At 50.0% G+C, this 18,948-nt stretch carries 16 protein-coding genes and 1 riboswitch; of the genes, 2 read left to right on the plus strand and 14 right to left on the minus strand.

The window, feature by feature from the left end; genetic code table 11:
* Positions 1 to 75 precede the first annotated feature (75 nt).
* The 9 genes from ACTQZS_RS03735 to ACTQZS_RS03775 all read right to left on the minus strand — a co-directional run bounded on the left by ACTQZS_RS03735 (position 76) and on the right by ACTQZS_RS03775 (position 11,754).
* The gene (locus tag ACTQZS_RS03735; RefSeq protein ID WP_441474650.1) at positions 76 to 2,493 is read right to left on the minus strand and encodes an alpha-galactosidase; all 2,418 of its coding nucleotides are present in this window, start codon (positions 2,491 to 2,493) and stop codon (positions 76 to 78) included.
* Positions 2,494 to 2,683: 190 nt separating this feature from the next.
* Positions 2,684 to 4,060 carry a glycoside-pentoside-hexuronide (GPH):cation symporter gene (locus tag ACTQZS_RS03740; RefSeq protein WP_441474651.1) on the minus strand — a complete coding sequence of 459 codons (1,377 nt, stop codon included), beginning with the start codon at positions 4,058 to 4,060 and terminating at the stop codon, positions 2,684 to 2,686.
* 19 nt (positions 4,061 to 4,079) lie between these two features.
* Positions 4,080 to 5,558 (minus strand): DUF6937 domain-containing protein, encoded by a 1,479-nt coding sequence (locus ACTQZS_RS03745; protein ID WP_441474652.1) that lies wholly within the window; start codon positions 5,556 to 5,558, stop codon positions 4,080 to 4,082.
* 15 nt (positions 5,559 to 5,573) lie between these two features.
* Positions 5,574 to 6,284 (minus strand): TetR/AcrR family transcriptional regulator, encoded by a 711-nt coding sequence (locus tag ACTQZS_RS03750; RefSeq protein WP_441474653.1) that lies wholly within the window; start codon positions 6,282 to 6,284, stop codon positions 5,574 to 5,576.
* Between the two features lie 319 nt (positions 6,285 to 6,603).
* Positions 6,604 to 7,701 (minus strand): LacI family DNA-binding transcriptional regulator, encoded by a 1,098-nt coding sequence (locus tag ACTQZS_RS03755; RefSeq protein ID WP_441474654.1) that lies wholly within the window; start codon positions 7,699 to 7,701, stop codon positions 6,604 to 6,606.
* A gap of 302 nt (positions 7,702 to 8,003) precedes the next feature.
* Complete coding sequence (locus ACTQZS_RS03760; protein ID WP_441474655.1) at positions 8,004 to 8,810, minus strand: NAD-dependent protein deacylase; 807 nt, start codon at positions 8,808 to 8,810, stop codon at positions 8,004 to 8,006.
* 204 nt (positions 8,811 to 9,014) lie between these two features.
* Positions 9,015 to 9,758: a PrsW family intramembrane metalloprotease gene (locus ACTQZS_RS03765; protein WP_441474656.1), complete on the minus strand. Its 744-nt coding sequence runs from the start codon at positions 9,756 to 9,758 to the stop codon at positions 9,015 to 9,017.
* Between the two features lie 162 nt (positions 9,759 to 9,920).
* A complete protein-coding gene (locus ACTQZS_RS03770) occupies positions 9,921 to 10,193 on the minus strand; it encodes a hypothetical protein (RefSeq protein ID WP_441474657.1) in 273 nt (90 codons plus the stop codon).
* Positions 10,194 to 10,377: 184 nt separating this feature from the next.
* Positions 10,378 to 11,754 (minus strand): alanine/glycine:cation symporter family protein, encoded by a 1,377-nt coding sequence (locus ACTQZS_RS03775; RefSeq protein ID WP_441474658.1) that lies wholly within the window; start codon positions 11,752 to 11,754, stop codon positions 10,378 to 10,380.
* Positions 11,755 to 11,829: 75 nt separating this feature from the next.
* Between ACTQZS_RS03775 and ACTQZS_RS03780 the strand changes: the two genes are divergently transcribed.
* Entirely contained in the window at positions 11,830 to 12,009 is a 180-nt protein-coding gene (locus ACTQZS_RS03780; protein ID WP_441474659.1) for a hypothetical protein, read from the plus strand.
* Positions 11,984 to 12,083: riboswitch (glycine riboswitch) on the minus strand. (Overlaps the previous gene by 26 nt.)
* A gap of 305 nt (positions 12,084 to 12,388) precedes the next feature.
* Here ACTQZS_RS03780 and ACTQZS_RS03785 read toward each other — a convergent pair.
* The gene (locus tag ACTQZS_RS03785) at positions 12,389 to 12,664 is read right to left on the minus strand and encodes a GNAT family N-acetyltransferase (RefSeq protein ID WP_441474660.1); all 276 of its coding nucleotides are present in this window, start codon (positions 12,662 to 12,664) and stop codon (positions 12,389 to 12,391) included.
* 323 nt (positions 12,665 to 12,987) lie between these two features.
* Between ACTQZS_RS03785 and ACTQZS_RS03790 the strand changes: the two genes are divergently transcribed.
* Positions 12,988 to 13,329, plus strand: coding sequence for a helix-turn-helix domain-containing protein (locus tag ACTQZS_RS03790; protein ID WP_441099526.1), 342 nt, complete (start codon positions 12,988 to 12,990; stop codon positions 13,327 to 13,329).
* 93 nt (positions 13,330 to 13,422) lie between these two features.
* On the opposite strand, the gene ACTQZS_RS03795 is transcribed toward ACTQZS_RS03790, so the two are convergent.
* From ACTQZS_RS03795 to atpD, 4 genes are all read right to left on the minus strand, one after another.
* Positions 13,423 to 14,949, minus strand: coding sequence for a sodium-dependent transporter (locus ACTQZS_RS03795; RefSeq protein WP_441474661.1), 1,527 nt, complete (start codon positions 14,947 to 14,949; stop codon positions 13,423 to 13,425).
* On the minus strand, positions 14,936 to 16,672 hold the full coding sequence (gene malQ, locus ACTQZS_RS03800) for a 4-alpha-glucanotransferase (protein WP_441474662.1): 1,737 nt from the start codon (positions 16,670 to 16,672) through the stop codon (positions 14,936 to 14,938). The genes ACTQZS_RS03795 and malQ overlap by 14 nt, the downstream gene beginning before the upstream one ends.
* Positions 16,673 to 17,038: 366 nt before the next feature.
* Positions 17,039 to 17,455 carry an ATP synthase F1 subunit epsilon gene (gene atpC, locus ACTQZS_RS03805; RefSeq protein ID WP_441474663.1) on the minus strand — a complete coding sequence of 139 codons (417 nt, stop codon included), beginning with the start codon at positions 17,453 to 17,455 and terminating at the stop codon, positions 17,039 to 17,041.
* Between the two features lie 90 nt (positions 17,456 to 17,545).
* Entirely contained in the window at positions 17,546 to 18,934 is a 1,389-nt protein-coding gene (gene atpD / locus ACTQZS_RS03810) for a F0F1 ATP synthase subunit beta (RefSeq protein WP_441474664.1), read from the minus strand.
* Positions 18,935 to 18,948: the final 14 nt, after the last annotated feature.

An 18,948-nucleotide genomic window follows, 5' to 3' on the forward strand; every position in this document is an offset into this window, starting at 1 on the left:
GAGCGTCGCGATAGCGAGATAAAACTCGCACAGCGTGTTTTATCTCGTTCTGCATATTCCTTCCGGTCTTTTCTATTACCTGGAAGTTTTTTCCTCTTCCATGAAATACATTCTGGAGTTAAAGTCGGCAAAATATCTTGTATTCTCGTTGTATCCGGTTCCACAGTAGGCGCCCTGAAGCTTCACACCGGCCTTCATCAGCACGGCGCCGTTCGTCTCGATCTCCTCCTGCTCGCCGGGCATAGTGACAAATCGGGCGATCATGTTCTGAAGAATAGATCCCTGACGAACATGCACCGGTGCCGCAGTATTGATCAGATCTCCGAAATCCCGGATATCATGACGTTTCGCGATATTGTAGAAATGATACCGGCTTCCTTCGTTCAGCCCTCTCGCCCGGTACATCTCAAACGGATGATTAGCCTCTGTCAGTTTCTGAAGCATCATGCCGACGCCCCGTTTCCGGTCTGCAGAGACGACCGTCCACTCAACGATATTGTCAAACCGTCCGCGGTAAAAATCGCCGAACTGAAAGACTTCGCGCCATTCCTTATAAAGCGCGATCTGTTTCCGGATTTCATCCAGTTCCTTCTTCCCCAGGTCATTCAGGTTGAGCTCATATCCGAGTGTACCGAAGGCGGCGACGTTGAACCTGGTGTCAAGCGGAGTCTCGCGCAGTGTCTGATGATTCGGACTTGCGGAAACATGTGCAGTCATCACGGAAGCCGGATAGCCATAGCTGTAGCCCTGCTGAATCCTCGTCCGCATGACTGGATCCGTGTCGTCGCTCGCCCAGATCTGCGGGAAGTAACAGAGTGCGCCGAGATCAAACCGGCATCCTCCCGCGGCGCAGCCCTCGAAGAGAATCTCCGGAAATTTCTCCGTGAGAGCCTTTGCCAGACGGTAAAATCCGCAGATATACCGGTGAGCGGTCTCTCCCTGACGCTCCGGCGGAAGAGCGGGTGAATAGACGTCAGACATGATGCGGTTCATGTCCCACTTCACATAGGATATCTTGCCGGAAGAGAATACCTCGCTCATCTTTGCAATCAGATAATCGACCACCTCAGGATTCGCCAGATCAAGAATCATCTGATTTCTCCCCTCCGAATGCGGCTTTCCCGGTATCTGCATCGCCCAGTCCGGATGTGCCTCGTAGAGCCGGCTTCTGCGGCTGATCATCTCCGGCTCCACCCAGATTCCGAACCGAAGCCCGAGCTCCTCCATTTTTTCCGATATCTGCTTCAGGCCTCCCGGAAGCTTGGATCTGTTCACGTCCCAGTCTCCAAGAGAGCAGTCATCTCCGTTCCTTTCTCCAAACCAGCCGTCATCCATGACAAAAAGCTCGATCCCGACGTCCTTGCCAGCCTTTGCCAGACGAAGCAGACGGTTCTCATTGATCTTGAAGTAGGAAGCCTCCCAGCTGTTCAGGAGAACCGGTCTCGCCTTATGCTTCCAAACTCCGCGGCTGATATGTTCGCGGACAAAATGATGCATGGAAAGACTCATGCCTGTATATCCCTCGTCCGAACAGGTCATCACCGCCTCAGGCGCCTCGAACTCATCTCCCGGTGAGAGGATGAACGAAAAATTCTGCGGATTGATTCCCGACACAAACCGGGTCTTTCCAAAGGAGTTTACTTCCGCAGCTTCATAATGATTGCCGCTGTATATCAGATTCAGCCCGTAGCACAGCCCTGAGGATTCTGTTGTGTCTTCTCTGTGGAGCATCACGAACGGATTGCTGCGGTTGGAAGAAGAACCGGCATTGGAAGAATTTACAATTTTTCCGGAGACAATCGGAACGTCCGACCGGTACATCTCCCTCGCCCAGGCGCCGTGGAAGGTGCTCATGATATATCCGCTGTCTTCAAAATCAAGCTGCATGCTCATCAGACGATTCAGGACCACTGCCTCATCGCTGTCGTTAACGAGCCGGCTCGACCTCGTAATGACATCGCAGTCTTCAAATACATAGTAGTGAAGCTCAAGACGCAGATCGTATGATGCATCCTTCAGCGTCAGAATCAGATGGGAATAGCGCTCCCCGCAGAAATTCTCCGTACACTTCTGCTCCTGCCCCTCCCGGCTTCCGAACAATGAGCCCGGAAGCGTGTGAAATTCCGGTTTTTCGTCGGTAATCCTCGCCTCCTCAAACAGAAAGTCCGAGGTCACGCTTCCGTCGGCATGCGTGATCTCCAGAAACGGTTCCCGGATATCTCCCTTCCCGAGAGATGACATCTCCAGACGCAGATCCTCCAGGGTGAGATCCATGTGCTCCTGATCGTAGGAGATCATATTGCCTGCCGGAAATGCCCTTTTCTCTTCCAGACATTTCGCATCCTGCAGCAGCTCCTCATCTGTCTTCTCTGAAAAATCCCCCAATAAGGGGCCGTAATACAGATGCTCCAGGTGTCCGCTGGGCAGGGCCTGAAAAACATAAGTTGTCTTTGGTGTTCCGAGCATGAATATGTTCTTTATCTTTCTGATCATCAGCATTTCCTCTCATAAATATACAGACAGGTGCATGGTCTTTTTTCTATATATTATATTATTATCTATGATCACTGCACATCCTTCAATGTAATTATGTTGCAAAACGATGTAAAAAAAGACCACCGCCGCACATTCTTATTCGTGCAGGCGGCAGCCCTTTTGTTCCGCTTTTCTGAACGAAACACAGCTATCTTAAATTTTCCTGCTTCTGTTTGCGGAGCGTGCTCATCACCTCCGCCATTTTTTTGTCACTCAGCCTGTAGAAGCCCCTGAATAACAGAAAGGCAACGACAAGAAGAAGCGCCGACGGAACCGTCATCCACAGCCGGAGCCCGCCGAGGGTCGCTGCGTTCTGCGCGGCTGCCTCCGTGTCAAGTCCGATCCACTCAATGGCCAGCCCTGAAATAAATGCCGCGATACCCGATGCCAGCTTCACCGTAAAGGTCTGCATAGAGAAAATTACGGATTCCTCCCGTTTTCCGTTTTTCGCCTCACCGTAGTCTACGGCGTCTGACAGGAAGATGGTCAGCATTACATTCAGCACACCGTAAGATGCATAGACCAGAATGCCCGGAACAAGCAGAACAATCCATGACCCTTTATAAATCCCGCTGAAAGCAAAGGCAAGAAGTATCAGGAAGCCGGCGATCTGAAGCACAATCGTAACGGAAAAGAGTTTCAGTTTTTCCATATTTCTGCGGAAAACCGGAACAAGCATCATGAAAATCACCTGTGCGAGAAAACATCCGGCCGTGAATATGCTGTATACATCGGTGTTTCCAAGGTCGAACTGGAAGAAATACAGGATCAGATTTCCAACGATATCAAGTGCCAGATAGACCAGAATCACCGCCGCTACGACACAGAGCGCCTGGTCGTTGCGGAAGAGGGATCCAAACATTTCGCCAATCGAAGCGGATTTCATCTCCTCCGGTTTTTTCTCCGGAACATTTTTCACAAATACGATCTCTGATACCAGAAATACCACTGCGATGATGAGCGCCCAATAGCGGAACCCGATCCGGTATCCCGCAAGCGCCGTTGTCCCGGACAGCACCGGCACGACGATCATCGTGAGAACGGTGGGAATCGCGTCACCGATTCCCGAACTTGATCTCGCAAGGGAAGAAAGCTGCTCCCTGTCCTTACCCGGCTCCGTGATCGCCGGGATCATGGACCAGAAGGGAATATCCATCAGTGTGTATGTGACGCCCCAGGCGAGGTAAATCAGTGTTAGCCAGATCTTCATCGAGCCCGGCTTCATGCTGTCCGGCACTGCGAAAAGAGCATAGACGGTCAGCGCGTTCAGTACTGTTCCGGACAGAATCCAGGGACGGAAACGACCCCATCTAGTTCTCGTCTTTGCAACCACGATTCCCATGATCGGATCGTTCAGCGCGTCAAAGATTCTCGCGCCCATCAGAACCGCTCCGATGAACGCACTGCTGATCCCGAGCACAACATTGTAATAGTAGAGCAGATAGCTGTTCACCAGCATATATACGATATCCTTGCCAAAAGCGCCGAAGCAGAACGCCGCTTTGTTACGTATCGTCAGTTTCATTTCAACCCCCATTTCTTTTTCAAATTCCACGCTTCAGATTCACAGCCGTTCTGACTGCCCGGTATGCGCCGTCATAGATTCCCGCCTTCTTATTCCCGATAATATTGGTACACATGTCCTTCAGAAGCACATCATCCTCCAGGAAAAGATCTGTCATCTGAAGAATATGCGGAAGATCCCGGCATTCAAGTGTTCCATCTCCGATCTCCGCAGAGTGGATGGCGCCCCATTTCTCATGTCCCCCGATTCGACGGATGAACAGCTTCGGCACCGGATAGAAGGAGAGCTCGCTCGGCTTTGTGACCAGAACGTCGCAGCTTCTCATCAGAAGATTGGTACAGTAGACCGCCTCGAAAATATTTTCATGCCAGAAAGCGTGTACACCCCCGACCGCATCATCTGAAAGAGCTGTCGACGCAAATTCCTCTGTTTCCTTCCAGTTGTTGAAATGTTCCTCCGAGACCTGCGCGAGCCCGCTCACTTCCGAACACAGCTCCTCCCATACGTTCCGGTAGTCTCCGACATTGATGAAAAGCGCCGCCTTCTTCTTTCGGATCACCGGAAGCAGGTGCCGGATGATTCCGGCAAAAATCTCCTTCTGGGCGCCCGCTCCTCCGATTGTCAAAAGGAACCTCATCGGCCTGCCATCGTCCTTTCTGCGGATTCTTGCGGCGCAGTCCTCTTCAATATTCCGGACAAGCTCATCATCCACATAATGTCCGGTGTAGATCAGTGATTCCGGCGGCATGGGATGAAGCACCCGATTCCCGTCCATACCATTCAGAATCCGGTATCCCTGATATGCCTGATGCGTCTGTACCGTGTGAATACTGCCCTCCGCCAGATGAAGCGCCATGGGCCAGTTGTCCGGTATGGCATTTACGACATATTTCATACCTGCGTGAACCGCTGCCTGTGCCGGCCACACATGCGTTCCAATCACCGGGATATCCTTCGGAACATTCCGGAACACTGCCGCCATAATCTCAGCGTTTTTCTGATCGGAGGCATTGTAGGAAAGCTTCCGGAAGCCCTCATAGTTCAGCGGCTCCCAGATGACCTTATTGAACAGCCTGCTCTTCTGGGACAGCCTGGAGCCCATGGAATACAGGTCGTTCTGCGCCCGTATTACCTTTGTGCAAGCTGTCTGCGGATACGAATTCAGATCCATCCAGTATGGCTTGTATCCCATCGCATGCGCGCAGGAAGCCATCGCCATAGAAATCCTGTAGTGTCCGAATCCCATCCGGATATTGCCGACGATGATTCCCTTTCCGGTGTCAAATTCCTCCTCTCCTGCAATATCGTCCTCCGGCAGACAGATGTCGCTCACGCCGAGCGATTCACCGATGTAACGATTTTTCCGGATAATGGTACGATAAGACGCATTTGCGTCATCTCCATACTTTCTGGCGTACCTTTTCCCGGAAGCTTCCGCTTTCCGATAGTCCCGCTCACGTATCCTGTTTCCAAATATTTCTCTTGATTTGTCTTCCATGACTGCCTCCTCCGATTACGGATCGCGGATCACAATTCCCTTTACCAGAATATCCACGACCTCCTGCAGCGCCGCGTGATAAGTTAACCCTTTCTCAATCAGAATATCTCTCTCGAAAAACTGCTCCAGTGTTGCCTCCATCATTGTCTGAAAAACCGGTATGGAAAATCTCCGGATTCTTCCCTGCCGCATACCCTCTTTCAAAAGCTCCACGGTTGATTCCCATCCGCTTTCCAGCCGCTCCTTCAGGTGATGATAAACAGACGGGTACTTGTCACGCAGATCATATAGCTGACGGAAATCCACATTCTGATAACGATCCGGCATTACGCCCAGAATCCTTCTCACCCTCTCGACAATGTCCATCTCCCGGTTCTCATACACCTTCTGCTCATCTTCCTTGATCGAATCAAAGATGTAATCCACCATCTCATAAAGCAGATGCTTTTTGTCCGGAAAATAGACGTAAAGGGTTTTCTTGCTGCGATGCAGCTCCTTCGCGAGATCATCCATCGTAAACTTCATTCCCTTCCGGTTAAAAAGCCGCAGCGTTGTCTCCAGAATGTCTTCCCGGATATCCTGATCGGTGCAATACTCTTCTGACAAAACATCATCCGAAGCTGCAGCATCTGTACTCATCGGTTTCGTCTGCTCTGTCTGTTCCGTCTGCTCTGTCTGCTCTGTCTGCTCTGTCCACTCTGTCTGTTCCGTCTGAAAATCGATCACGTCCGGGACCTCCATATCTTCGACAAGATGTCGGAAACTAAATTATCTGTTTCAGTTTCCATGGGCTTATTTTACCACTTTACCCGCAAAAAAATAAGAAACTATTTATATAAAAATAGTTTCCTATATTTGTGCGAGTTGCATACTCCCACAGATGCATTTATTTTGTTTAACGAGATAAAACACGCTGCGCGAGTTTTATCTCGCTATCGCGACGCTCGCCGCACACGAATACTTCGCATTCAGCTGCGGCTCACTGTTCGCGTAAATATCAGCAGACGCTCCTTCCTTACGACGGGGTGCCTGCTCATTCAGAGAATTAATTTCTGTAACGGATATCCCGGACGGTCTCGCCCACCAGAAGCCTTCCCTTTACTCCGATCTCTTCAATAATGCTTGATTTGCGGTTAACCACCATCTCAATCAGTTTCTGGGCCGCAAGCCTTCCGATGCCCTCGGCATCCTGCCGGTATGTGGTGAGGGCCGGCTCCATGATCTGCCCGACGTCGATTCCGTCGTAACCCACGGCGCTCACATCCTGCGGGATCCGGTATCCGAGCTCACGCAGCACTCTCCGTCCTCCAATATAAGAAAAATCATCCGAAAACATGATGGCTGTCGGCTTATTCCTGCTGTTCATGATCTCCTTCACAATTTCGTTGTTAAATTTCGGGTCGTTGTATCTCCCGTCATGAACCGAGACTTCATCCTCGTCGATCCCGGACTCCTTCAGCGCCCGGTAAAAACCCACCAGCCGCTTCTGTGTGACGAGCGTATCTTCGCCGTGTATGAAGGCAATCCTTCTGTGTCCATGGTCGATGAGATACTTCGTAAGCTCGTAACCGCCTTCTTCATTATCTGACATCACGCAGCTGTGATTCTTCACCTGATAATCAATAGTGATAAATGGGATCTCGCTTCTCACGAGCTGAATGATCCCCGGCGCATGGAAATTCACGTTCGCGATGAGAATTCCGTCACACTTCCGGTATCGCACATGCTGAAGAAAGGAGTCCCCGACCATCTTCTGGCTGATGAACGTGATATCATAGCCTAGACGCTCCAGTTCCTTCTTTGCGCTGTTCAGAATCACTGAAAAAAAAGGATGCACGAGTCCGGACGATGTGTCATCCTCAAAAACCACACCGATATTATGAGAAATATTTGTCCGAAGCAAAATGGCAGAAGGATCCGGATGATAATCCATCTCCTCCGCGATTCTGCGGATTCTCCGGGATGTCTCCATGGAAACATCCTTGTAACCGTTCAGCGCCTTACTGACGGTAGCGACGGATACTCCGCACTTCTTTGCGATATCCCGGATCGTCACCGGCCGCTTCGTCGCCGCTTCGTCCCTCTCTTCTGTAATATCGGCATTCCCCTGCTGTCCGTCTGATGAATACGTTCTGTCTGCCATCTTCTGTACCTGTTCTTTCTGATCCTGTCCCGATGAACCTGAAGTTTCAAGTGAATCCTGTGATTCACACCCTTAAACGTCTGTTGTGATTCACACTCTTACACGTCTGCTGTGATTCTTTCCCACTCCATACCAGCTTTGCAGCGTTCCTGATGCTGTGTAATCACTTACACAACTGGTTTACTTTTTTCATTCCATACCCTTATTATATAGAATATTTTGGAAAAAGCCACATGAATCAGAAATTTTTATCTGATTTTTCTTATGTTTGTCATAAAATCTGTTATAAACAGACGATACAATCAATTTCCGCAGTGACTCAGAACCTTTCCGATGCTGTCATGGAATACGAGATCCGCGTCCCCGTCGCGCACCGTCCTGTCTCGATTGATCAGAACGAGGTATCTGCCACTGAAGTAGTCCAGAAGCGAGGCTGCCGGATACACACTCAGGGATGTGCCCCCCACAATCATCATGTCCGCCTCCCGGCAGGCGCGCTCCGCATTCCTCCAGGCATCCTCAGGCAGCATTTCCCCGTACAGGGTTACATCCGGCCTCACAATTCCCGCACAGCCCGGCTCGGTGCATCTCGGGACCGGTTCCTTGCTTCGGAAGATGTAATCCGACGGGTATCGCTTATGACAGCGATCACAGTAATTTCGAAGTGTTGAGCCGTGAATCTCATACACCTTTTTGCTTCCCGCCTTCTGATGAAGCCCGTCAATGTTCTGCGTGATCACACAGTCAAGTTTCCCCTCCCGCTCCATCTCCGCCAGTTTTCTGTGCGCCGCATTCGGCTCGATCCCTTCGACATTCATCTTCTGCCTGTAAAATTCGTAAAAAACCTCCGGATGCTGATACAGACAATCGCAGCTAAGAAGGTATTCCGGTGTGTAGCTGTCAAATTTCACATCGTGCTGATTATACAGACCATCCTTGCTTCGGAAATCCGGAATTCCGCTCTCGGTCGACACGCCCGCACCGCCGAAAAATACAATATGCCGGCTTGCGCGGATCATCTCATTGAGCGCGTCATACTTCTGCTCCTCACTAAGTCCCGAAAGATAACGGACCCGGTCGGATCTTTTCTCATACTTATCGATATACATATCCACACCCCTTTCTATAGTATCAGGTATTTTCCCTGAGTCTCAGTACCTGATGTCCCTGAAACCCCATCCTGTCTCTGATAAAACTTTCTGTCTATGCAAAAGCATCCTGTCTCTGCAAAAGTATCCAGTCTCTGCAAAAGTATCCAGTCTCTGATAAAACTTCCTGTCTCTGAAACGTCTTGCACACCGAATCTGCCTTCGTCAAAAGAATCTTCTGTGATAATAGACGTTTTCATCACGGGACGACTCTCTGCGTACCAGCAGGAAGCACACCAGATAAATCACGACAACCACAATGCCAAAGACAAGCGTCGAAGCTCCCGTTCCGAGCATCGCGCAGGTATCATAGATGCCATGAAGAAAAACAGCCAGAATGTACCCGGTCACTATGCATAGAACCTGACGGATATGATGCCCCTCCGCCTGCTGAATCTTAGCTCTGCCGTAAAAGGTTCCAAACAGAACACCAAAGCTCATATGCCCCGGAATTGCCAGAACCGATCTCCCGACCAAAACACCCGGTCCATACCCCATTTCGTAGATAATATTCTCCATCGCAGCAAAACCCAGCGACGCAAAAACCGAATAGACAATTCCGTCAAATCTGTAGTTAAATGCCGGGTTTTTCCAGGTAACCGCCGCCATCAGGGCATATTTCGTGCCTTCCTCAACAACAGCGACAACCAGAAACGCCATGACCGCAGTGTACGCAAGTCCTGAAGGATTCAGAGAGGACCGGTCCAGGAAATAGCTGCCGATTCTTTCCAGAAGCATTGACAGAAATGCCGCGACAACACCCATAAAGATCAGACGGATCAGAAGTCCGACCGGTTCTTTCTCAACCTTATCCTGCCGGTACACATAAATCAGAAGAATCAGAGCAGGCAGGACCGCGAGAAAGAGATATAAAAAGAAAACGTACATTGCCGGAAGAAGCAGAAACATAAAAAGCCCCCTTTCAAATGGTATTTTCTATTATTATACCATCCGTCCGGGGGATTTCCATATTCAACTATTTGTGAGGCGCCCACCCTCTTTACGGCACACAATCGAATAATATTTCACCCATAATCTTGTGGCATCGCTATAGGATCAGCTTATCGTCTCTCAGTAATGATACCCGTCGAGTGTTGTCGTGGTCTGTCTGTCATGATGCTCTGCGTTCTCAATCAGCAGATTCAGCTCAACCTCCGTGCCGATAAAATCCTGCACATCACACTCATAGATGGAATTCTCTGTTCTCATCATGAAAAGGCCGTCATCGTAAGCCATGGAAATCACCGGTGAAGTATGAATAAACGTCCCGTCATCATACTTCCGGCTGCCGCTTACACTGCCAACCAGATCCTTTTGTATCATCTTCCAGCTTCTCAGTCTCATACATATTCCCCTTAAATCATACTCCCTGAATCTCACCAAAAACTTTATAACATTATTCTACACCAATTTCATGACAAAAGTGTGAACCTCTTCGAAAATGCAGACAGGCTGCCTGCCGCGAAGCGAGTGAGGAACTGGATGCGATTCCAAGGGCAACAGGTATGAGCACAGCGCTGAACTTTTCTTACAGATCTTTATGTGTGAGCATCGTTCCGTGTGCCATCTTCGCAACCGCCCCGGAAAGCGCAATCAGCGCGATCAGGTTCGGCAGCGCCATCAGCCCGTTAAACAAATCCGACAGATTCCACACCAGCTCTACCTTCAGGACTGACCCGATCAGGATGAAGATAACGACAATGACAGCGAAGGGCTTCACAGCCTTTGAGCCTATCATGTACCTGATGTTCTGCTGCGCGAAGAAGAACCAGCCGATGATCGTTGAGAACGCGAAGAAAAACAGACAGATTGCCACAAACTTCGAGCCGAACGCTCCGAATCCCGTACTGAACGCAGCCTGTGCAACCGGTGTACCGGTGGTATCACCCGCGTACGGAATGGAATTGCCAAGAACACCGGATGAAAGAATAACCAGCGCGGTCATGGTAAGTACGACAAAGGTATCGATGAACACACCTACCATAGCGACTTCGCCCTGATCCTGAGGTTTATCAACCTGTGCCTGCGCATGCGCGTGAGGAGTGGAGCCCATACCTGCCTCATTGGAGAACAGTCCGCGGGCTACACCAAGCCTCAGCGCCTGACGGACTGTGATTCCGGCACCGGCTCCGACAACAGCCTGCGGTGTAAAGGCTCCGACAAAGATCGATCCGAGCGCCGGCAGCAGATTTCTGTGGTTGATAATCAGAACAATCAAGCCGCCGACAAGGTAAAGCGCCGCCATGATCGGAACAATCTTTTCCGTAAAGGACGCAATACGGCTGATTCCGCCGATAAAAATAAATCCAGCTATCACGGCGATGATAATACCCATGATCAGCTTATTGGCACCGAAGGCAGTGTGAAATGCGTCGCTGATGGAGTTGGACTGCACCATATTGCCCATGATGCCGAGCGCAAGGATGATCATGATCGCGAAGAACGATGCGAGGAACTTTCCAAAACCGTTCTTGAATGCCTTGCGGATATAATAAACCGGACCTCCGATGATATTGCCCTGATCATCACGGGATCTCGTAACCTGAGCGAGGCAGGCCTCTCCGTAGATCGTTGCCATTCCGAAGAATGCCGCAAGCCACATCCAGAAAATTGCTCCGGGGCCGCCTCCGACAAGTGCCGTCGCACATCCGGCAATATTGCCCGTTCCGACCTGTGCCGCGATTGCTGTCGCAAGTGCCTGGAATGAACTCATGCCATCCTTCCCGGCCTTTTCGCCATGCAGAGAGAAGTTGCCAAAGACACGGTTCCATGCTCTTCCAAAATGACGGACCTGAACAAATCTTGTCCGGAACGAGAAATAGATTCCCGTACCCACAAGCACGAACAGAAGGAGAAACCACACCTTATCATCAATAAGTGCCACAATACTGTTGAGAGCGTCCATTTCAAATCTCCTTTAAGATTAATCTCTTTACCTGCGTATCTGTATCAGAAATAAGGAGACTCCCGGGCAGCACTCATGGCGAATAAAAAAGCCCCAACCACCAGCCGGTACGACCGGCAATGTGAATTGGAGCACTTTTTGCTGAAAAAACTGCCTGGCTGCGGCTTTCATCATCCGATGCGCGGCGACGCACAGATGACGGTATCTGAAAATACAGCCCGGCCGGTTCATCAACAACTCTGTCCTTTTGCCTGAGAGATTCCATACCTGCATTGCGCAGATACTTTGCACCTTCGGCACCCTTGAAGGGTTTCTCCAGAGTCCACTCCGTTTTTAGTCTTCGTCCACACGACACCTGAGAGTTTTACTCCTTCGGCAGGTCCTCCGGCACAGATTATACTGAAAGAATTCCTGTACAGGATTCCGCTTTTCCTAAAAACATCTACGTAAGTATTAAATTTGAGTAAACTATAACATGGATATCCGATACCGTCAACAAACCGGTTTATGATTTTTTAAGATTTATCGTAGCCGGTTTATCTGGGCAGTTTTCCCGGATCATTTCATCCCAGGCGGTTTTTCCCGGATCATTTCATCCCGGGCGGTTTTTCCCGGATCATTTTATCCTGAACGGTCAGACTACAAGATCCGCGTATTCCGGTCTCTGCATTCTTTTCTTTGCGTAGGAACAGAGCGGAAGAATTTTCACCCCGATCTTTCTCGCGTTCTGCGCCACCTCATCGACAAGCTTCCCCGCGATCCCATTCCCATTATACAAAGGGTCTACCTCTGTGTGTTCAATCACCCAGCGATTGTCCGATCGTGTGAACGTGCACTCACCCACCTCGTGATCTCCGTCATATGCCGCCGCACGGTTTCTGTAGTTTTCAAATCTGATGGTAAGTTCCATGCCTGTCTCCCTTCTTATAAAAATGCAAATTCTTTGTTTATTCTTTTCTTAAAGATAAACACCCTGCGCCATGATGCACTCTCTTTTCCAACGCTTTTATAAAAAAGAGTTCAAAAGAGCGCATTTTTTCAATATTATATGAAAATAGTATATTTATTTATCCCTATAACGGTGGTAAAATTAGGTGGTCATTGAATTGTTCGTCAGTTTTTTACATATGGGCAATATTTTATATTTAATACCAGGAAAAGCATTGTATATTTCAAATATATAATGTTTGCCCAAGACATATGCAGCATCCATCATTTACGGAGGAACTTTTTATGAGTAAGGAAACCGAAAATGCTTTTGACTTTGAAGACCTGGGTCGGAAAGTTAAAGAGCTTCGGATTAAAAACGGTCTGACACAAAACCAGGTTGCCTCTGAACTTCACGTAACCCCGGGATACATCAGCAACGTTGAAAACAACCGGACGGCGATGTCCCTTCGCGTATTATCCTACTACGCAAAACTGACCGGAATCACACTGGATTCTCTTGTCGGGAAGATCGAACCCGAATATCGCACCACAGCTCTCGATAACGAACTTCTATCCATTATTTCAAGATATTCCGACGAAAAGAAGCAGAAAATTCTGGACATTCTTAGAATCATTGACCGATAAGACTGACCGAACCGTTGACTCAGAAAAAGCAGTTGCCTGCCTGGCGGCTGCTTTTTCTGCGTCTAATGGCCATGGAAACCAGCCGGAACCGTTTCAGCCGGCTGCCTTTTTGGTTATTTTCTTTCTTGAGAACGCGCAGAAAAAAATAAAGAGCAGAAACAGGACGGCGATGCACATCCATCCGGTCAGCACAGCGGTTCCCATCGGCGAGAACATGTCGTAATATCCCTTCAGGTAGATGACGATGATGATCACAGGCACAATAAAGGTGATATATGTTCTGAGTTTTTTCGGGAATTTTCTCCCCTCTCCCGCGTCTGCCTCCTGAATGAAATGATCCCATCCCCATCCGCTTTTCCGGGTGCAGAAAAGCACAAAGGCCAGACTGCCCAGCGGCAGAAGATTATTGGAGACGATGAAATCCTCAAGGTCCAGAATATGTGTTCCCTCGCCGAGCGGCTGAAACGATGACCAGATATTGTAGCCGAATACACACGGCAGGCTGAGAAGCACGACAAGGACAGCGCTGATGATGACGCTCTTCTTTCTCGTCCAGCCGAACAGATCCATATCAAAGGCAATAATATTCTCAAATACCGCAATAACCGTGGTCAGCGCCGCAAACGACAGGAAGACGAAGAAAAGCGCACCCCAGATTCTTCCTCCCGGCATCTGGCTGAACAGATTCGGTATGGTGAGGAAGATGAGACTTGGTCCGGCATCCGGCTCGATCCCATAGGCAAAGCATGCTGGAATGATAATGAATCCCGCCATCAGCGCGACAAAGGTGTCCAGCGCCGTGATCGTGACTGCTTCTCCCGTCAGGCTTCTGTCCTTATTCAGGTAGGAACCGAAGATCAGCATGGCTCCGATTCCGATGGACAAGGTGAAGAACGCCTGACTCATTGCAGCGAAGATGACGTTTCCGACACCGCGCTCCGCCATGTTCCGGAAATCCGGCACGAGGTAGAAGGCGATTCCCTTCGCCGCACCCTTCAGGAATATCGAGTGGACAGCAAGCACTACCATCAGAACCATCAGGCAGGTCATCATAACCTTTGTCACCCGCTCCACCCCGTTTTGAATTCCAAAATAACAGATCACAAAACCGATAAGACACACCAGAATTGTCCAGAAAGCCATGCCAGGCGCGTTGGAAAGCATCGCGGCATAATCGGATTTTATTCTGGCGCTGTCCGCGCCGGCAAATGTACCCGTGACATGAAGATAGCAGTAATAAAGCATCCATCCGGCAACGGTTGTATAATACATCATCAGCATATAGCTTCCGATGATACTGATGTATTTCAGCCAGTGGAACCTCGATCCTTTCTGCTCCAGCGTCTCGAAACATCTCGCCGCACTCTTCCGGCTTGCACGTCCGACCGAAAATTCACAGATCATGACTGGAATTCCAAGGATTAGAAGAAATACCAGATAAATCAGGATAAAAGCTGCTCCGCCGTACTGTCCGCAGAGATAGGGGAATTTCCATACATTTCCGATTCCGATTGCACAGCCTGCAGAAACCAGGATGAAGCCGATTCTGGAGCCGAATTTTTCCCTGTCGGATTTTCTGCTTACATTTGACATACCGTCAATCCCTCTACTTTCTATCATTCTGTCCGCCTGTAATCTTCGGCTCGGTCTTTGGCAGCCGTCCGTAGATCCTTGCGAGGTTGTGAATGCTGACCGCCAGTGCGTCTGACAGATAATTCGGCGCGAGCCTCCACTGCCAGTTGGTTCCCTGCGAGCCGGGTGTATTGATCCTGGCCTCACTTCCCTTCACGAGATAATCCTGAAGCGGAACAATACAGGTGTCTGCCGGCGATCGATATGCCTCGCGGATAAAATCCCACACAAATGCTCCGTAATCGGTATTCTCCGAATGAATAAACTGTCTGGCAAAATCCCGGTCATGATCAGACGCATGTTCCACCCAGTCCAGAATCGTCGTGTTGTCGTGTGTGCCAGTGTAGACGACGCAGTGGAACGGATGATGGTAGGTCAGATACCAGCTCGACTCTGATCCGTCAAATGCGTACTGAAGGACCTTCATCCCCGGATATCCGCTGTCCTTCAGAAGCTGTTCATTCTCCGGGGTAATCGTACCAAGATCCTCGGCTATCAGCGGTACCTCTCCGAGAGCCTTCTTCATCTCCCGGAAAAAGCTCATGCCCGGTCCCTTCTTCATGATGCCATTTTCAGCAGTCTCATCTCCGTAAGGGATTTCATAGTAATTCGAAAAGCCATGAAAATGATCAATCCGCAGGATGTCAAACAGCTCCATATTCGCCCGGATCCTGCGGATCCACCAGGAATAGTGATCCTTCCGTCCTCTCTCCCAGTCGTATACAGGATTTCCCCACAGCTGGCCTGTCACGGAAAAAGCATCCGGCGGGCATCCCGCAATATATTCCGGCTTCAGATCGCGGTCAAACCGGAATACCTCCGGATGGGCCCACGCATCCGCGCTGTCCATCGACACATAGAACGGGACATCCCCGATAAATTCTATACCCTGTTTCCGGGCATAACGGTGAAGCCGCTCCCATTGTGTAAAGAACTCGAACTGAACAAAACGGAAGAAAGATATCTCATCCTGAAGCTCTTTTTTCGCCCGGCTGAGTGTGTCCGCCCTGCGCTCCCTGTAACCGTCGTCCCATTCCAGCCAGCTCTTTCCCTCGAACTTTTCCTTGAGCGCACAGTACAGACAGTAATCGTCCAGCCAGTACGATTCTCTCTCACAGAATTCGGTATACTTTTCATACAGGCTCTTCTCAGGGAGTACCGTATTCTCTGATTTCATATCCACCGCTGAGGCTGCTGCATCCGCAGCTCTTTCCGCCGCAGGTCCTGCTGGATCCGTGACGTTCTCCGCCGCTGCTCCCGCAGTGCCGTCCGTCATAACCGTATAAGCTGCAGCCGTTTTGTTCTGAGCGTCTTTGATTTCTTCCGTCCGCTTTTTTGAGTCCAGAATACGCTCACAGAAGGCCGGATACGCCATCCGAAGTGCCCTGCCCCGGTTTGTATAAAGTGCGCCGTAATCAACACGCTCCTGATCCTGACCAAAATCCAGGCAGCGAACCTCATCTTCTCTCAGAAGCCCGTCATCAATTAACGTTCTAAGATCGATATAATTCTGATTTCCCGCAAACGCTGAGACCGGCTGATAAGGTGAATCTCCGAAGCCGGTCGGGCCCAGCGGCAGCACCTGCCAGTAGCTCTGTCCGGACTTTTTCAGAAAATCCACAAATTCATATGCTTCCCTCGAGAAACAACCGATTCCGAATTCAGACGGTACCGAGAATACAGGAAACAAAATACCACATTGACGCTTCATACCCTACTCCTTCCCCGTTCACATATTGTTTTATTATAATATAAAGACAGGGCAGGTGTACACCTGTCGAACCATTTTTCTTAATTTTCCGTTAAAATCGTGAATTATTTCCGTAAAAACCAGATATCCCCTTATCTCTGATCCAGCTTTCCCATGAAGGGACTAACGAGATAAAACACGCTGCGCGAGTTTTATCTCGCTATCGCGACGCTCGCCGCACACGAATACTTCGCATTCGGCTGCGGCTCACTGTTCGCATAAAAAAAGACCCCCTGTCAAGCGCTGCCGCTTCTGCAGGAGGTCTCCGATATAATCTATCTGTTTCATTTCCCGGTGCCGCACCGGTTACCCGTCGCGGTTCCATGATCAGTTGATATACTTGTCTTTAAATTTCAGACGTGAAAGAGCACGCGCCATGGAAGCCTGCGTCATCTTGTATTCACGCAGACTCTGCTTCTGACGCAGACGCTCCTTCGCCCGTTCCAGCGCCTCCTCGGCACGCCGCTTGTCGACCTCATCCGGGGACTCACAAGTGTCAACCAGGATCGTTGCACGGTTATTTGCGAAAATCATGGAGCCGTTGCCGCAGACAGCCGTTACCTTATTGCCGTCCGCCGTCGTAAAATCGATCTCCCCGGGCACGATCGCAAGCATGATCTGCGAATGGTGCGCAAGGAAGCCTTCCCTTCCGTCAATGGTAGGAACCTTCAGACTTGTAACGTAACCTTTGTAAAAGGACTTATCCGATGCGATGACTCTGAGATAATATTTGGCTTCTGCCATGTTACACCTCAATCTTATTCCTGACGCATCAGCGGAGCGGGTGCGGAACTTCCGCCTCCCTCTGCCTGCTGATGCATGTGCCGGATTCTCTTACGCTTCCTTCTTTGCATGCTCCGCGACATCTTCGATGCCGCCGCAGTTGAAGAACGCATTCTCCGGATAATCATCCATATCTCCATTCAGGATTGCCTGGAAGCCCTTGATGGTGTCCTCGAGAGGAACATACTTTCCGGGAATTCCGGTGAACTGCTCCGCTACGTGGAACGGCTGTGACAGGAAGTTTCTGATCTTACGGGCACGATATACGACGGTCTTGTCCTCGTCAGAAAGTTCTTCCATACCAAGGATGGCGATGATATCCTGAAGTTCCTTATATTTCTGCAGATACTGGAGCACAGACTGTGCAGTCTCGTAATGCTCCTTCCCGACAATATCCTCCTCCAGAATTCGTGAGGAAGACTCCAGCGGATCAACGGCAGGATAAATACCCTGCTCTACGATCTTTCGTGAGAGAACGGTCGTAGCATCCAGATGAGCGAATGTCGTAGCCGGCGCGGGGTCAGTCAGGTCATCGGCCGGTACATATACTGCCTGCACCGATGTGATGGATCCGTTTGTCGTGGAAGCGATTCTCTCCTGAAGCTCACCCATTTCATTTGCCAGGGTCGGCTGATATCCTACAGCAGACGGCATACGTCCAAGCAGAGAAGATACCTCGGAACCGGCCTGTACGAAACGGAAGATGTTATCGATGAACAGAAGAACATCTTTTTTCTGAACATCACGGAAATACTCGGCCATGGTAAGCCCCGTCTCCGCAACACGCATACGTGCCCCCGGGGGCTCGTTCATCTGTCCGAATACCAGGGCGGTATTCTTGATAACTCCGGACTCTGTCATCTCGCTCCAGAGGTCATTTCCCTCACGGGATCTTTCTCCGACACCGGTAAAGATCGAATAACCGCCGTGCTCCGTCGCGATGTTGCGGATCAGTTCCTGAATCAGGACGGTCTTACCTACTCCGGCGCCTCCGAACAGTCCGACCTTACCACCCTTTGCGTAGGGCGCGATCAGGTCAATAACCTTGATTCCGGTCTCCAGGATCTCCTGTACTGGTTTCTGATCTGTAAATTTCGGTGGCTTTCTGTGAATCTCCCACTGTTCAGAATCTCTGAGCTGTTCGCCGCCGTCGATGGTATCGCCAAGCACATTGAACAGACGTCCCAGATTCTTCTCGCCGACCGGAACTTCGATTCCGGTTCCGAGTGAGATCACAGGCATATCTTTCTGTAAGCCTTCACTGGCAGAAAGCATGATACAGCGGACCATATCATCACCGATATGCTGCTGTACCTCCATGATTGCCTTCTCGCCATGGTTGTCAACCTGCAGCGCTGTCTTGATTTTTGGAAGAGGAAGATCCTCAAATGCGACATCGACAACAGGACCCATGACCTGGACAATTTTTCCGATTTGCATGTGTCATGTCCTTT

It is taken from the genome of Bilifractor sp. LCP19S3_H10 (assembly GCF_052119185.1).
Classification (GTDB): Bacteria; Bacillota; Clostridia; order Lachnospirales; family Lachnospiraceae; genus Bilifractor.